This is a genomic window from Pseudomonas sp. ML2-2023-6, assembly GCF_037055265.1.
In the GTDB taxonomy this organism is placed as follows: Bacteria; Pseudomonadota; Gammaproteobacteria; order Pseudomonadales; family Pseudomonadaceae; genus Aquipseudomonas; species Aquipseudomonas kulmbachensis.
The window spans coordinates 2380569-2396425 of sequence record NZ_CP146347.1; the positions used below are offsets into that span (position 1 = coordinate 2380569).

The following is a 15857-nucleotide window of genomic DNA, read 5'->3' on the forward strand; positions in this document are numbered from 1 at the left end:
AGCCTGCTCGCGAATGATCTTCGCGAGCAGGCTCGCTCCCACGCGCAGGCTACAGGTATGAGATGTTACTTCCAGTGATGGATCGGCCATCCGGCCTTTTCAGCCTGTTCGAGCAATACCGGATCCGGATTGACGACATGGGGATGGTCAACCTTGAGCAATAACGGCAAATCGTTACGCGAGTCGGAGTAAAAGCTCGCGCCTTCGAGATTCTCTTCCTGCTCATCGAGCCATTCCAGCAGGCGCGTGATCTTGCCTTCGCGGTAAGTCAAAGTGCCCACGGTGTTGCCGGTGTAGAAACCGTGGGCAACTTCCAGTTCAATCCCCAGTACTTCATCGATGCCCAGGCGCTCTGCAATGGGCTTGACCAAGTGTGTGCCCGAGGCCGAAATCACCAGGATCCGGTCACCAGCCTTGCGGTGTGCGGCAATGGTTCGCGTCGCGTCACTGAAAATGATCGGTTCGATAAAGTCTTCAACCCAGGGGCCGACCAAATGCTCGACTTCTTCGGGGGTGCGACCGATCAGGGGTTCCAGGCTGAAGGCCATATAGTCCTCCATGGCCAGCTCGCCCCGGCTGTAGGCGTCCATCAATTCGTTGTTGCGCTGCATGAACGACTTCGGGTCGACCCAGCCCAAGCGGCCCATCTGCTCGCTCCACAGGGTGGCGCAGTCGCCGTGAATCAGGGTTTCGTCCAGATCAAAGATTGCCAGAGCCATCAGCACAACTCTCCCTTCAGTAAATTCAAGTACATCAGGCTACCTCACAAAGGGTACTCGAATCGATCGACAGCGCTACGCGCTGACCGTCCGGGTACAGATCGCCGGGGGAGCGGTTGAGCACATCAACGATCAATTCGACCCCGCGCGTCTCGACGCGATAGCGGATCACATTGCCCAACAGGCTGTGGTTGCGGATCAACGTGTCGGGCTCGCCTTGCAGGCTCAAGCCGAGGGTTTCCGGGCGGATGGCGATGCGGCTGTTGATCGGGCGTTGCAACAGGCGGCTGGCGGTGTCGGAGTCCAGCAGGTTGTAGTTACCGATAAACCCTGCGGCGAACGCGTCTGCCGGTGCGGCATAGAGTGTCTGTGCATTGCCGCTTTGGACGATGTGGCCTTTGTTCATCAGGAAAATACGGTCGCTCATGACCAGGGCTTCTTCCTGATCGTGGGTGACGAATATTGTGGTCAGGCCCAGCTCGCGCTGAATCGTGCGGATCTGCTCGCGCAAGTGCTTGCGAATGCGTGCATCCAGCGCCGACAGCGGTTCATCCAGCAGCAGCAGGCGTGGGCGCGTTACCAGCGAGCGCGCCAACGCGACCCGCTGGCACTGGCCACCAGACAGTTGGTGGGGGTAGCGCTTGGCAAAGTCATTGAGTTCCACCAGTTGCAACACTTCGGCCACGCGTTTGTGGCTGTCATCGGCTTTGACCTTTTGCATGCGCAAACCAAATGCCACGTTTTGCTCGACAGTCATGTTGGGGAACAGCGCATAGCTTTGAAATACCATGCCGATCCCGCGTTTTTGCGGGCTCAGCGGCACTATGTCCTGGCCATCCAGAAGGATTTTGCCGCCATCCACCGGGGTTAGCCCCGCGATGCAGCGCAACAGTGTGGACTTGCCGCAGCCGGACGGACCGAGAAGGGTGACGAATTCACCTTTGGCGATGTTGCAGTTGATATCACTGAAGACCGGCGTGCCGGAATAGGATTTTTGCAGGCGTTCGACGCTGACGAAGCTCATTGGCTTTTGTCCTTGTTCAGGAAGGTGGCAACCCAGGTCAACACCAGTACAAAGAGGAAATAGGAGATCACGAGCGCGCTGGTGAAGTGGCCGCTGCTGTTACGCATGTTGTTCAGGAACACCTGCAGGGTTTCGTAGCGGGTGCCCACCAGAATATTGGCAAATACAAACTCGCCAAACAGGAACGAGAACGACAGCAGCAGGGCCACCATCAGGCCTTTGCGCAAATTGGGCAGTACCACCAGAAACGCGGCCTGCCAGGTGCTGGCACCCAGCAGTTGGGCGGAGTCCATCAGGTCGCGCAGGTTGATTGCTTGCAGGTTGTTGGTGATCGCTCGATACATAAAGGGCAGCGCGACGGTGAAATAGCAGCCAATCAGAATCCACGGAGTGCCGACCATTTGCAGCGGGCCGGAACCATAGAGCTGCAGCAGGCCTACCGATGACACCACGGGCGGTACGGCAAAAGGCAGCAGGATCAGGATGTTCATCAGCGCATCCAGCTTGGGGAAGTGGTAATGCACCACAAACAGCAGCGGCAAAATCAGAATCACCGACAGTACCAGCGCAGCGACACACACCAGCAGCGACTGGCCGAAAGCGGCAAGAAAACGCGGGTCGCTCCACAGTTGGCTATACCACTTGAAGGTGAAACCACTGGGCAGGATAGTCGCCGACCAACTGCTGGCTATGGAATAAACCAGGGTGCCCAGCAGCGGCAGAAGTAAAATTAGAAACAGCAGCCAGACCACGCTGCGGTGGTAAACGCTGGCAGACGTGGATTCAACGCGCGACATGGTAGCTCCTCTTTAACAGCCACTGATGGACCAGGGTTACCAGGGTCATCAAACCCACCAGAATCACCGCCAAGGCGCTGGCCATATTCGGGTCCAGGCTGATATCACCGGAGACCATCGCGGCAATACGGATGGGCAGTACGTTGAAGTTGCCGGTAGTCAACGCATACACCGTGGCGTAGGCGCCCAGGGCGTTGGCCAGCAGAATCACGAAAGTACCGAGCAATGCCGGGGTGAGTACCGGCAGGCCGATATGGCGCCAGAACTGCCAGCTGTTCGCGCCCAGCAAGGAGGCTGATTCGCGCCAGTCTTCGCGCAAGGCATCGAAGGCCGGGTAAAGCAGAAGCACTCCGAGCGGAATCTGGAAATAGGTGTACAGGATGATCAGGCCGGTTTTGGAATAAAGGTTGAAATCCTGGATGATTCCCGCCTGTTTGAGCATGATCGTGATGCTGCCGTTAAAGCCCAGCAGAATGATGAACGCAAAGGCCAATGGTACACCGGAGAAGTTGCTGGTCATGTTGGCGAACGCGTTAACAAAATTGCGTAGCCGTGAATCCACCTTGCGCAGGGAGTAACTGCCCAGTACGGCGATCACGATGCCAAACAGGCTGGACCAGAAGCTGATCTCCAGGCTGTGCTGAATCGCTTGCAAATAGAATTTCGAGTTGAAGATCTTGATGAAGTTGGCCAAGCCCCAGCCGCTTTCTTCAGATTGCACACTGTGGATCAGTACCCACACCAGCGGGGCAATCTGAAACACGATAAAAAATACTGCGAAGGGCACCAGGCACAGCAGCGCAAGCCATTTGCCACGACTCATGATGCGGGCCTCAACAGGTCCTGGCACCACGGTTTGTCGTGGGCTACGCCCAGCAGTTCGCAGACGGTGCCACACAGCTCGGTCTGTTTAGGCGCGACATCCGGATTGAGGCTAAAGGCATCCCCCAGCACAAACAGTGGCACTTCACGTTCTTCGGGTAGTAAGCCGTTGTGCGAACGATCGTTGTTCATGCCGTGGTCGGCAGTCACCAGTACTTGGTAGCCAGCGTCCAGCCAGCCTTGCAGATAATCGGCCAGAATGATGTCGGCCGAACGTGCGCTGTTGCGGTATTGCGGGGTGTCGAGACCGTGCTTGTGCCCGGCATCATCGATGTTCATGGGGTGAACCAGTAGAAAGTTCGGCTGGTGCGCCAGGCGCAGGCTTTCGGCGTCGGCGAATAAGTGAGAGTCGGGGTAGTGATCGCTCCAGTAGAAATGCCCGTTCTGAATCGGTAGATCGGCTGCAACGGTATGGCGGTCCCGGGCAACGACGAACGGGGAGCGGTTATACAGTTCGCTGACCCAGTGATAGGCCGCGGCCGCAGTGGTCAGCCCGCCATCACGGGCGTAATGGAACACGCTGCGCTGATTGGACAAGCGCGCCACATTGTTATGCACGATGCCGCTTTCAATCGGCGGCACACCGGTGAGGATACATTCGTAGAGGGGGCGCGACAGTGCAGGCAGTTCGCAGGTGAGCTTGTACAGCGCGCAGCGCCCGGCTCCGACATAAGCCTGCAAATGCCCCATTGCCTGGCGGGCGACCTCGTAATTCAAACCGTCGAGGACTACCAAAATAACGTTGTGTTTCATGTACGGCGACTCCGCAAGCAGATGTAGCATGCCAACCCTGTAGCCGCTGCCGAAGGCTGCGATAGGGCCCGAAGGCCCCCAAAAAGCAGAGCTGCTTCGCAACCCATCGCAGCCAGTGGCAGCGGTTACAGGTGCCGGTTCAGTCAGTTACTGCATATTGATAATGACTTCTTCCTGCCACAGCTGCGGCAAGGCCTTGGAGGTTTTTTCCCAGGCGTCTGCGTCCTTGATTGGCGTTACATTTTTGTACTGATCGTTGGAAAGCAGCTTGGCTTGAACGTCTGCCGGCAGCTTCAGGTGCTCAGCACGAATCGGCCGAGCATTGCCTCGCGCCAGGTTGGTTTGACCGGCATCGCTGAAGATGTATTCGCGGGTCAGTTTGGCCGCGTTCGGGTGCTTGGCGTATTTGTTGATGATGGTGGTGTAGCCCGAGATCACCGAGCCATCGGACGGGATCAGCACCACGTAGTCATCCGGGTTGACCATTTTGGCTTTGTAGCTCAGACCGTTGAAATCCCAGACTACGCCGACTTCCACTTCGCCCTTCTCCATGGTGGCGATGGTCGGGTTGGCCAGAGACAAGCGACCTTGCTTGGCGATGTCAGCAAACATCAGCAGGGCAGGTTGCACGTTCTTTTCATCACCGCCATTGGCCAGCGCAGCTGCCAGCACGCCATTGGTGGCTTGCGCTGCAGTGCTCACGTCACCGATTGAAACCTTGTATTTGCCGGACTTCAGATCAGCCCACTTGGTTGGAACTTCGGAACCGTGCAGCAGCTTTTTATTGACGATAAACGCGATGCTGCCGGTGTATGCCAGGGCCCAGTTACCGTCCTTGTCCTTGGCCCATGCAGGGATCTGGTCCCAGGTGGTTGGCTTGTACGGCTGGGTCACGCCCTTGGCGACTGCAATCGGGCCAAAGGCTGCGCCTACGTCACCAATGTCGGCGCTGGCGTTGTCTTTTTCTGCTGCAAATTTGGCGACTTCCTGGGCCGAGCTCATGTCAGTGTCGATGTGCTTGAGGCCGTAGAGCTTGTTCAGGTCGGCCCAGGTGCCTTTCCAGTTGGCCCAGTCATCGGGCATGCCGACACTGTTGACCGCACCTTCAGCCTTTGCTGCGGCTTCAAGGGCTTTTAAATCGACATCGGCGGCCATGGCCGACGTGCACAGGGCGATGCTTGAACCTAACAGTGTTGCTAGGAAAAACTGTTTCATCCGAAGCTCCTTGGGCGTTTTCAACGCTGGGTTTTATTGCTCTTTTGCGGTGGGTTGGTCTAGGTCAGCAATACCTGAGCCAATTTAAGCCCGGCAGATGACACTTTAATGTCGGCATTACTTGTGCAGGAGGTGTTGCAGGTCCGCGGGTGTGTTACGAACAAGCTTAGACCATCGACAAGGCCCCGACTGGCAAGGGCTTTGGGGCTTTTCAAGTGGCATGCGGCGCGGCGCTTGTCATGTAACAGTCATATGTTCTGCCTAGGCTGGCAGGCTCAAGGATTGACCCGTTAACAGGTCAGGCCTGCCCACATTTGGTGCTGGACTAGTCCAGATAGGTAACGTTGATGCGAGAAGGTGCACCCAAAGCGGTGACAGCGATCAGTCGCACGCTGCAAGAGCAGATAGAGCACGGCCTGTTGGCGGGCGGCAGTCAGTTACCCGCTGAGCGAAAACTTAGTGAGCTGTTTGCCACCACCCGGGTCACGGTGCGCGAGGCACTGCTGCAGCTTGAGGCTCAAGGGATGGTTTATCGCGAAGAGCGCCGTGGCTGGTTTATTTCACCGCCACGTCTGGCTTACAACCTGATGCAGCGCAGCCACTTCCATGCAATGGTCACGGCCCAAGGGCGAGTGCCGACCACCGAAGTGATTTCGGCGCGCCTGCAACCCGCCACGGCGGCGGTGTGCGAACGCCTGCAATTGCCGGCGCTGTCCAGCGTGATCCAGATTTGCCGTGCGCGGCGCATTGATGGGCGGCTGGTGCTGTATGTCGAGCACTACCTGAACCCGCAATATTTCCCACGGATTCTGGAATGTGATCTCACACAGTCGATCACCGAGCTGTATGCCCGGCACTACGATTTGCATTACGGTCGGGTGCGTTTCGAAATCGTGCCCACGGCGTTGCCGATGGAGGCTGCAGCCACGCTCAAGGTTTCAACGGGTAGCCCAGGCTTGCGAATTGCGCGGGTCAATTACGATCAGCACGAACGGCTGATCGATTGCGATCTGGAGTATTGGCGACATGATGCGATTCATGTCGGGGTGGATGTGCTGGAGCGCTGAACCAATGCGTGCTCCGTAGCAGCTGCCGAAGGAACGAGGCTGCGTTCGGCGGCGTAGCCGTCGTAAAACCTGAACCCGCTGTCTATCAGTTAAATCGCGGCCTCAGGTTTTACGATCGCTTCGCAATCGAACGCAGCCTCGTTCCTTCGGCAGCTGCTACATGTCCAGGCATCAATCCTTCTGCAATATTCCGCTGCCCGCAGTTACCACCTGCACACTCAGGCGCGGGGTCGCCAGGTCCAGCCCGGCTTCATCCAGATGCCGTTTGAGCGACAGGTTGAATGCCCGCGACACTTCCCATTGCTTGATCGGAGCAGTCTTGAAACGAGCACGCAAAATGGCGCTGCCGGACTCGAAACTCTCAACCCCCTGGATCTCCAGTGGTGACCAGATATTGCGTCGCTGCAGGGGGTCGGTGCGCATCTTCTGACCGACTTCGCGCATCAGTTTTATTGCGTCGTCGATGTCCATGTTGTAGGGGATCGCAACCCGAAAGATGGCGTAGCCAAATTCGCGGGAATAGTTCTTGATGCTTTTGATTTCGCTGAACGGGATGGTGTGCACGATGCCGTCGATGTCCCGCAGGCGTACTGTACGAATTGTCAGCCCTTCAACAGTGCCCAGGTGCCCACCGACATCGACGTAGTCGTCGATGGCCAGGGAGTCTTCAATGATGATGAACAGGCCGGTGATCAGGTCGGCTACCAGTGACTGTGCACCAAAACCGATGGCCAGACCGATCACACCGGCACCCGCCAGCAGGGGGGTGACGTTCATGCCCATATTGGCCAGGGCAACGATCAGCGCAATGATGAAGATCGCCACGAACAGCACGTTGCGAATCAGCGGCATCATGGTTTGGGCTCGCGCATTGGCCAGACCTTTGCGCGAGCGGGTCAGGGCGTGATGCACGGCGGTGTCGGAAAGAATCCAGATCAGCCAGGCAAACAGCAGAGTGCCGCCGAGGCTGAACAGCTTGACGCTGATCTCGTGCCCTTCACCCTCGGTGAAGCTGATCAGGGACATGCCCCAGACCCGCAGGCCCAGTTCGATGAACACCAGCCACACAACCAGATGCGCCAGGGTATAGAGGAAGCTTGTCAGACGTTCGGAATACAGCGCGTGACGCTTGTGTCCGCGTTGCGGTTTTTGCGAATGACGTCGCACCAGCCCGTTGATCACCATGCATAACACCACCAGCACGGTGCAGATCAGTGACTGGCGCAATGCAGTGCTGGTATCGCCTGCCGAGACAAACGTCGCGACCAGCGAAACACCAACCAGAATCAGTGCCGGTATATACCAGTAGGTACCGAGGATCTCGATGCTGTCGCTCAAGGCGCGGCGGGTCAGGCGCCGCGACAATGGCTGGTTGCGGATCAGGTGGGCGATGGGGCGGCGGAACCGGATGATAAACAGCCCGGTGGACAGCGCGGCCATCACATTGGCAAACGTAGCTGCCGTATGGGCCAGATGCACGCCGAGGGTCGCAACCAGCCGCGGGTCGCTCAGCGCCTCACCAAACGCTGCGAAGCTGCCGATCCACCACAGCGGGCGAAAAGCCTGGTGCCGCAAAATATGCAGGGCTCGGTGGCGGTGCGGTCCATCGAGCAGCGAGAACAGGATGACGCAAATGGCTGAGAAGCACGTGCCGATAACCAGGGCATAGGCCAGCACCATCGCCAGGTCTTTGCCCAGCGACGACGGCAGGGCATAGCTCATGTACACCGTGATCATCAGCGCGACCATCCACGGGCCCAGCTTGCGCAAGGCAAAGCGCAGCATGTCGACGGCCTTGGGGTGTTGCGGCAATTCTTCACTAAGGCCAAAACGCACGCGCACACGGTGGCTGACCCAAATCAGCAGTGCGGCCAGCAGGCTCCAGACCATGATGATCAATGCAAAGGCAAAGATGATCGGTATCCATTCGCTGGCTGGCAGCATCAATGCTTCCAGCTCGTCCTGGGCCTGTGATATTTCCTTGGACCAGCGATAGCTCGGGCTGTCTGTGCCGGAGAACTGTTTTTCGAGGTCGGCCAAGGTGCTACCGATCAGACCCAGTACGCCGATTTCGGCTTCGGGCTGGGCTTTTTTGGTGGCATCGCGCAGCTTTTTCAGGTCAGCCAACAGCTTGCTGCGCTGTTGATCGTTTTCGAGGTTTTTGATCACCTCGTCCAGCGATTGACCCAGCGGCTCGCTCGGTTGTGCCTGGGTTTTATCCGAACTACCCAGGATGCCCGGCAAGCCAACGGCTTGCGCCGACGTCATGGGCAACAGCGTCAGCAGGCAAACCAGCAGGCAATAGGGCAAGGCGAATAGACGAAGAAACACTGGGCGATCAACCTCGAAGGGGGCAAATTGGCCGAGTGTACGCTAGGGCCCGCGATCATTCATTTCTTGTAACCGATAAATAAACGATTGCGGACGCGGAGCAAAAAATCAGAGCGATGACTCGTTCAGTTTGGCGAGGATTTTAAAGATGATGGTGCCGAAAATCAGCAGCATGCCAGCCCAAATCATCAGCACGCCGACGCCACTACTGCGTTCGCGGAAGTTGAAGCCAATGGTCAGCAGCAGCATGCCGCAGACAATGGGAATCATCATGGAGTGGAACGCAGACGTTTCGAACATGGTTATGGACCTGTGGAAAAGAATGATCCCAGTCTAGGTCGGATTACGCAGATGTGTGGTGATGTGTGTCAAAAATGAATCGGCCAGATGCGTAGCCTGTAGCCGCTGCCGCAGGCTGCGATGGGTTTGGCGGCCCTTATCGCAGCCTACGGTAGTGGCTACAAGGCATTTGCCTCATGGCAATTGGTTGCTGGCGTAAAACGCGCTCAACACTTTGACCAGATGCGCCAGGTCATGGCTGCCGGCCAGTTCGCGGATCGAGTGCATGGCGAATGTCGGCAGGCCGATATCCACGGTGCGCACACCCAAATGGCTGGCGGTGATCGGGCCAATCGTCGAGCCGCAACCCATGTCGCTGCGCACCACAAAGCTTTGCACCGGAACTTCCACCGCCATGCACAGGTGACGGAAGAACCCGGCCGTTTCGCTGTTGGTGGCGTAACGCTGATTGCTGTTGACCTTGATCACCGGCCCGGCATTGAGCTTGGGGCCATGATTGGCGTCGTGTTTATCGGCGTAGTTGGGATGAACGCCATGAGCGTTGTCTGCCGAGACCAGTAGCGATTTTTGGATTGTACGTACGTACTCGTCGCCGTCAGGCAGCACACGTTGCAGGATCTGCTCCAGCATCGGGCCATCGGCACCGCAGGCCGAGCAAGAGCCGACTTCTTCGTGGTCGTTGGCCACGAACAGGCAGGTTTCTTCAGTCTCGGTAGTGAGCAGGGCTTGCAGGCCGGCATAGCACGACAACAGGTTGTCGAGGCGCGCACCGGCGATAAAGTCGCCATTAAGGCCGATGACTGCAGCACTTTGGGTGTCGTAGAAACTCAGCTCGTAATCAAGCACTACATCGGCATTGAGGCCGTGCTCACGAGCCAGCTGGTCGGCGAGCAGGGCGCGGAAATCAACACGCTCATCGCCTGCCACTTGAGCCAGGATCGGCGGCAGTTCGGTCTGGGGGTTGATTGCCCAGCCTTCGTTGGCGGTACGATTGAGGTGAATCGCCAGGTTGGGGATGGTCGCAATCGGCGCCTTGAAATCGATCAGTTGGCTTTCGACCTGGCCATCGCGGCGGAAGGTGACTCGCCCAGCGAGCGACAGGTCGCGGTCGAACCAAGGGGCCAGCAAGGCGCCGCCGTAGACTTCGACGCCCAACTGCCAGAAACCCTGGCGTTGCAGTTCAGGCTGAGGCTTGACGCGCAGGCACGGGCTGTCTGTGTGAGCGCCGACCATACGAATGCCGCCTTGCAGCGCAGAGTGACGCCCCAGCTTGAAGGCAACAATGGAAGAGTCATTTCGGGTGACGTAATAGCGACCATTGGCTTCGGTGAACCATGTCTCGCGCTCGTCGAGGCGTTGGTAGCCTGCAGCCTCCAAGCGTTGCACAAGACTTGCAGTGGCATGAAAGGGGGTAGGGGAGGCCTTCAGAAAGTCGATCAGGCCTTGGTTCAACTCTTCGCGCATAAGTTACTCCAGACAGCAAGGCCGCGAGTTTAGCGCATTGATCGCAAGAATTGTTGCGGTGCAATTTCCGTAGCAGCTGCCGTAGGAACGAGGCTGCGTTCGATTGCGAAGCAATCGTAAAATCTGAGTGCGCGTTTTACCTGATAAAACGCGATGCCTGAATTTACGACAGCTGCGCCGCCGACCGCAGCCTCGTTCCTACGGCAGCTGCTACGGAAGCGCCGCAGCAGTCAAAACGGAGCCGGGCACTCAAACCGCAGGCGTTCGCCGGTTTGCGGGTGGGTGAAACTCAGCATGCTGGCGTGCAGGCACAGGCGCGGCCAGGCGGCCAGGGCTTGTGGATGCGCATAAAGGCCATCGCCCAGCAGCGGGTGACCGATAGACAGCATGTGTACCCGTAGCTGGTGCGAGCGGCCGGTGATCGGCGTCAGCTCAACCCGGCAGTAATCGCCGCAGCGTTCCAGAACTTTCCAGAAGGTCAGCGCGTTTTTGCCAAATTCGTGATCAACCACGTGCCGGGGCTTGGTCGGTGGGTCGTAACGCAAGGGCAGGTCGATGCTGCCACTGTCCAGCTCGGGCTGCCCCCAGGCCAGTGCGGTATAGGCCTTTTCGGTTTCACGGTCGTGAAACTGGCGCGACAGTTCGCGATGGGTGTCAGCGTCCCGTGCCAGCAGAATGATCCCGGAGGTTTCCCAGTCCAGTCGATGGACAATGCGCGCCTCGGGATAGCCGTTTTCCTGCAGGCGGGTGATCAAGCAGTCCTTGTTGTCTTCGGCCCGGCCCGGCACCGAAAGCAGCAGGGTCGGCTTGTTGACCACCAGGACGCCAGCGTCCTCATGGATGATGTGAATATTGGACAACGGCATTAAAACAGCCTCTTAACAAACGCCAACGGCGACGAGGGAACCTCCCCCGCAAGGAAGGCGCCCAAGTCGCCGTGGTGTCAGCCGGATCGATTAACGGTCAGGCAGTGTGATGTTGAGTTCCAGAATCGAGCAGCTACCCTCGTTCTCGAGGGCGATCTGTACTTGATCATCCCCGATATTGACGTACTTGCGGATCACCTCGACCAGCTCTTTTTGCAGGGCAGGCAGGTAGTCCGGGGTGCTGCGTTGGCCGCGCTCGTGCGCCACGATGATCTGTAGACGCTCTTTCGCAACCGACGCGGTGCTTGGCGTTTTGCGAGTACGAAAGAAGTCAAAAATGTTCATTGTTTAGTTGCCTCCAAACAGGCGCTCGAAGAATCCCTTCTTCTGTACATCAAGGAACCGGTGCTCCACGGTTTTGCCCAGCAGGCGATCAACAGCATCGCTGTAGGCCTGGCCGGCGTCGCTCTGATCGTCAAGGATCACAGGTACGCCCTGGTTGGAAGCCTTCAGTACAGCCTGGGATTCTGGAATGACGCCCAGCAGGGCCACGGCCAAAATTTCTTTGACGTCTTCAACGCCGAGCATTTCGCCCTTGGAGACGCGGTCCGGGTTGTAGCGGGTCAGCAGCAAGTGTTCCTTGATCGGGTCTTCGCCCTTCTCGGCGCGGCGCGATTTGCTGGCCAGCAGGCCCAGCATGCGGTCCGAGTCACGTACCGAAGACACTTCCGGGTTGGTCACGACAATCGCTTCATCAGCGAAGTACATGGCCAGGTGGGCGCCGGTTTCGATGCCTGCCGGGGAATCACACACCACGAATTCGAAGGTCTCTTTAAGTTCCATCAGAACTTTTTCGACGCCTTCCTTGGTCAGTGCATCCTTGTCGCGGGTCTGGCTGGCGGCCAGCACGTAAAGGTTTTCCAGACGCTTGTCTTTGATCAGTGCCTGCTGCAGGTTGGCTTCGCCGTTTACCACGTTGACGAAGTCATACACCACGCGGCGCTCGCAACCCATGATCAGGTCGAGGTTACGCAAGCCGACGTCGAAGTCGACGATTACTGTTTTGTGGCCGCGCAGAGCGAGGCCGGTACCGATAGCGGCGCTGGTGGTGGTCTTACCCACACCACCCTTGCCGGATGTAACCACTAGAATCTTGGCCAAGGTGTTTCACCCCTAAGGAAAAAGGACTTTTTAGCCCCTGAATAACATCTCTATGAACGACTGCAGGTGAACAGCCTTGGCGGGGCATTGTTCAGGTTGCGTTTACGGTGTGTAAATGCGGCCTGATTGTTTGTCCCTACAAGGAAAAGTCTGTTTTCACTACGATTTTGAGATGGTTGGAAAATGGCGAGAGTATCCGTTAAAGCCGGGTGATGTTCAACATGTCACTTGACAGACTGATCTGAACGCCTGTTCCCCACAACGGATCTCGACGCAAGTCTTCAGATACCTTGTACTTGCCTGCAATCGACACCAGTTCAGCGCTCAACTGCTGGCAAAAAATCCGGGCCTTGGTGTTGCCTTTATGACCTGCAAGCGCTCGGCCACGCATTGGCCCGTAAACATGGATGTTGCCATCGGCCATAAGTTCCGCACCGGGGCTGACTGAGGCAATAACTACCAGGTCACAACCTTCGGCATACACCGTCTGGCCGCCGCGTACCGGGCTGGTGATGATTTTCGTCGGCTTGATCACAGGCTCTGGCGGTTTTTCGGGTTTTTTCGGCTGGACCACTTCGACAGGATCAATCGGTCGCTCGCGTGCGCCTGAAGGCGGCAGCACTGGCAGGTCGATGGCGATGGCCGCTGCGATGTCTTCAATGCGATTGGCCCGAATGGCCAGGGTGCGCAAGCCATGCTGGCGGCACACGCGCATCAGCCCGGGCAGATCGATAGCACCTTCGCCGGCGGGCAGTTTGTCCAACGCCAGTACGAGAGGGGTGTTGCTGAAAAAATTTGGTGCCTGAGCCACTTTGGCGGCCAGTTGGCGGTCCAGTGCCTCAAGGTTGTTGTGTGCCAGTTCCAGCACCGTAATGGCGAGCATACTGCCCTTAAGCTGGAACACAGGGGCTTGGTCTAGCGATTCGGTTTGGGTCATGGTCTGTTAACGCGGCTTGTCACTTAAAGTGCTGAGACTTATAACGAGAACGCCCGCGAGCCGCAAGCGGGGTCGAACGATGTAGAATGCCCGGCCATGTGTCTGTCCGGAATCATTAATGGATCGCCCGCGTTTTCGTGCTGCTTTTTTTCATCCGCGCTTTTGGCTGCTTTGGCTAGGGCTGGGCGTGCTGTGGCTGGTTGTTCAACTGCCTTATAAAGTCCAGCTGTGTATCGGCCGAGGGCTGGGTGCGCTGATGTACCGGGTGGCCGGTGATCGTCGGCGTATTGCGACGCGCAACCTTGAATTATGTTTTCCTGAAAAAACTGCCGCCGAGCGCAAGCAGTTGCTCAAGGACAATTTCGCCTCGACCGGCATCGCTTTTTTTGAAATGGCCATGAGCTGGTGGTGGTCCCGGTCACGATTGGCCAAGCTGGCCCATGTCGAAGGGCTGGAGCATCTCAAACAGGCCCAGCTGGAAGGCAAGGGTGTGATCCTGATGGCGTTTCACTTCACCACGCTGGAGATTGGCGCCGCCTTGCTCGGTCAGCAGCACACCATCGATGGCATGTACCGCGAGCATAAAAATCCATTGTTCGACTTTATTCAGCGTCGGGGGCGTGAGCGGCATAACGTCGACTCGCTGGCAGTCGAGCGTGATGACGTACGCGGCATGCTCAAGTTGCTGCGCTCCGGGCGGGCGATCTGGTATGCGCCTGATCAGGACTACGGCGCCAAGCAAAGTATCTTCGTGCCGTTGTTCGGTGTCGAGGCAGCCACCGTGACTGCCACCAGCAAGTTTGCCCGACTGGGCAAAGCGCAGGTTGTGCCCTTTACTCAACAACGACTGGCCGACGGCAGTGGTTACAAGTTGGTCATTCATCCTCCCCTGAGGGATTTCCCCGGAGAAAGCGATGAGGCGGACTGCCTGCGAATCAATCAATGGGTCGAACGGGCGATACGTGAGTGCCCCGAGCAGTATCTGTGGGCCCATCGTCGCTTCAAGACCCGTCCGCCCGGCGAGCCCAAGCTCTACGACAAACGCCGCTGACGCATACCCCTGCGAGGGCGACTCGTGATGAGTGCCGTCGCGCCCGTTACGGGCCTGATACTGTCAGGCGGTGGGGCGCGTGCGGCCTATCAGGTTGGCGTGCTGGCGGCGATTGCCGAATTGTTGCCAGCAGGCGCGGCTAATCCGTTTCCAGTGATCGTCGGCACGTCGGCGGGGGCGATCAATGCGGTCAGCCTGGCCAGCGGAGCGATGGATTTCACCCGTGCGGTCGAGAGCCTGACCGCGTTCTGGCAAAACTTTGAAAGCCATCGCGTATTGCGCAGCGACTGGCCGGGAGTTCTGCGTCAGGCCAGTCGGTTTATGTTCCACAGTCTGCTTGGGCTGGGTTCGCAGGTACCGGTGGCGTTGCTCAATAGCTCTCCGTTGCGGGACCTGCTTCACGAAAAGATCAATTTTCAGGGTATTGATCAGGCGATTGCTGGCCAACACCTGCGCGCGGTGGCGGTGACGGCGTTCGGTTATTCCTCGAGCCAGGCCATAACCTTTTATCAGGGCAAGGGCACTATCGATGGCTGGCTGCGTCACCGACGTATTGGTATGCCCACCGCGCTAACAGTAGAGCACTTGCTGGCCAGCTCGGCGATTCCGTTGTTGTTTGCTCCGGTCAGGATTGGTGAGGAGTACTTCGGCGATGGCGCGGTGCGTCAGTCGGCGCCTATCAGTCCTGCCCTGCATTTGGGAGCAACCCGGGTGCTGGTGGTGGGGGTCAGCGGTAACCCACGCGGGCCGGATCTACAAGGCGCTGAGCCGCGTTACTACAATGCAGCGCAACCTACCCTGGCGCAAATTGGCGGGCATATGCTCAACAGCACGTTTATTGACAGCCTGGAGAGTGATATCGAACTGCTGGAGCGTTTGAATCACTTCAGCCGCTTGCTGCCCCGGCAAACCGATAATCTCGGGCTGGCGCCCGTGGAAGTGCTGGTTATTGCGCCGAGCCAACCCATCGACGAGATCGCGGCCCGTCATCGACATGAATTGCCTGTTGCGCTGCGTACATTTTTGCGTGGCCCCGGTGCGACCAAGACCAGTGGTGCAGGGGTGCTGAGTTACTTGTTGTTTGAGTCGGGCTATTGCCGCGAGTTGATCGAGCTTGGGCGCCGTGACGCGATGGACAAGCGCGAAGCGCTGTGCCGGTTTTTGCGGGTGTAGTTCATGCGATTTGTGTAGCCGCTGCCACAGGCTGCGATAAGGTCCGCAGGACCTTCGCATTCGATCAGAATACGGGGGCCGCTGCGCAGCTTTAGCAGGCTGCGGCAGCGGCTACAG

16 protein-coding genes are annotated in these 15857 nt (G+C 57.9%); 3 read left to right on the forward strand and 13 right to left on the reverse strand.

Features of this window, described 5'->3' with window-relative positions; genetic code table 11:
• Nucleotides 1–65: 65 nt before the first annotated feature.
• The 6 genes from V6L79_RS11130 to V6L79_RS11155 form a co-directional block, all read right to left on the reverse strand.
• Nucleotides 66–719, reverse strand: a complete 654-nt coding sequence (locus V6L79_RS11130) for an HAD family phosphatase (RefSeq protein WP_261741546.1) — start codon at nucleotides 717–719, stop codon at nucleotides 66–68.
• Nucleotides 720–753: 34 nt separating this feature from the next.
• A complete protein-coding gene (locus V6L79_RS11135; protein WP_261741547.1) occupies nucleotides 754–1743 on the reverse strand; it encodes an ABC transporter ATP-binding protein in 990 nt (329 codons plus the stop codon).
• The gene (locus V6L79_RS11140) at nucleotides 1740–2540 is read right to left on the reverse strand and encodes an ABC transporter permease (RefSeq protein ID WP_261741548.1); all 801 of its coding nucleotides are present in this window, start codon (nucleotides 2538–2540) and stop codon (nucleotides 1740–1742) included. The genes V6L79_RS11135 and V6L79_RS11140 overlap by 4 nt, the downstream gene beginning before the upstream one ends.
• Nucleotides 2527–3363 carry an ABC transporter permease subunit gene (locus V6L79_RS11145; protein ID WP_261741549.1) on the reverse strand — a complete coding sequence of 279 codons (837 nt, stop codon included), beginning with the start codon at nucleotides 3361–3363 and terminating at the stop codon, nucleotides 2527–2529. The genes V6L79_RS11140 and V6L79_RS11145 overlap by 14 nt, the downstream gene beginning before the upstream one ends.
• On the reverse strand, nucleotides 3360–4175 hold the full coding sequence (locus tag V6L79_RS11150) for an alkaline phosphatase family protein (protein WP_321836065.1): 816 nt from the start codon (nucleotides 4173–4175) through the stop codon (nucleotides 3360–3362). The genes V6L79_RS11145 and V6L79_RS11150 overlap by 4 nt, the downstream gene beginning before the upstream one ends.
• A 147-nt stretch (nucleotides 4176–4322) precedes the next feature.
• Nucleotides 4323–5390, reverse strand: a complete 1068-nt coding sequence (locus V6L79_RS11155; RefSeq protein WP_321836066.1) for an ABC transporter substrate-binding protein — start codon at nucleotides 5388–5390, stop codon at nucleotides 4323–4325.
• Between the two features lie 347 nt (nucleotides 5391–5737).
• On the opposite strand from V6L79_RS11155, the gene V6L79_RS11160 reads away from it, so the two are divergent.
• The gene (locus V6L79_RS11160) at nucleotides 5738–6457 is read left to right on the forward strand and encodes a UTRA domain-containing protein (protein WP_261741552.1); all 720 of its coding nucleotides are present in this window, start codon (nucleotides 5738–5740) and stop codon (nucleotides 6455–6457) included.
• Nucleotides 6458–6628: 171 nt separating this feature from the next.
• Here V6L79_RS11160 and V6L79_RS11165 read toward each other — a convergent pair whose 3' ends face one another.
• The 7 genes from V6L79_RS11165 to minC all read right to left on the reverse strand — a co-directional run bounded on the left by V6L79_RS11165 (nucleotide 6629) and on the right by minC (nucleotide 13516).
• The gene (locus V6L79_RS11165) at nucleotides 6629–8788 is read right to left on the reverse strand and encodes a mechanosensitive ion channel family protein (protein WP_261741553.1); all 2160 of its coding nucleotides are present in this window, start codon (nucleotides 8786–8788) and stop codon (nucleotides 6629–6631) included.
• A gap of 108 nt (nucleotides 8789–8896) precedes the next feature.
• The gene (locus V6L79_RS11170; protein WP_261741554.1) at nucleotides 8897–9088 is read right to left on the reverse strand and encodes a hypothetical protein; all 192 of its coding nucleotides are present in this window, start codon (nucleotides 9086–9088) and stop codon (nucleotides 8897–8899) included.
• Between the two features lie 174 nt (nucleotides 9089–9262).
• Entirely contained in the window at nucleotides 9263–10552 is a 1290-nt protein-coding gene (locus V6L79_RS11175; protein WP_261741555.1) for a M18 family aminopeptidase, read from the reverse strand.
• A 230-nt stretch (nucleotides 10553–10782) separates the two neighbouring features.
• Entirely contained in the window at nucleotides 10783–11418 is a 636-nt protein-coding gene (locus tag V6L79_RS11180; protein WP_261741556.1) for an RluA family pseudouridine synthase, read from the reverse strand.
• 90 nt (nucleotides 11419–11508) lie between these two features.
• Nucleotides 11509–11763, reverse strand: a complete 255-nt coding sequence (gene minE / locus V6L79_RS11185) for a cell division topological specificity factor MinE (protein WP_019828577.1) — start codon at nucleotides 11761–11763, stop codon at nucleotides 11509–11511.
• A 3-nt stretch (nucleotides 11764–11766) separates the two neighbouring features.
• Nucleotides 11767–12579: a septum site-determining protein MinD gene (gene minD / locus V6L79_RS11190; RefSeq protein ID WP_048358615.1), complete on the reverse strand. Its 813-nt coding sequence runs from the start codon at nucleotides 12577–12579 to the stop codon at nucleotides 11767–11769.
• Nucleotides 12580–12778: 199 nt separating this feature from the next.
• Complete coding sequence (gene minC, locus V6L79_RS11195) at nucleotides 12779–13516, reverse strand: septum site-determining protein MinC (protein ID WP_261741557.1); 738 nt, start codon at nucleotides 13514–13516, stop codon at nucleotides 12779–12781.
• Between the two features lie 118 nt (nucleotides 13517–13634).
• On the opposite strand from minC, the gene V6L79_RS11200 reads away from it, so the two are divergent.
• Entirely contained in the window at nucleotides 13635–14567 is a 933-nt protein-coding gene (locus V6L79_RS11200; protein WP_338580234.1) for a lipid A biosynthesis lauroyl acyltransferase, read from the forward strand.
• Nucleotides 14568–14594: 27 nt separating this feature from the next.
• Nucleotides 14595–15740: a patatin-like phospholipase family protein gene (locus V6L79_RS11205; protein WP_261741559.1), complete on the forward strand. Its 1146-nt coding sequence runs from the start codon at nucleotides 14595–14597 to the stop codon at nucleotides 15738–15740.
• The last annotated feature ends 117 nt before the right edge of the window (nucleotides 15741–15857 follow it).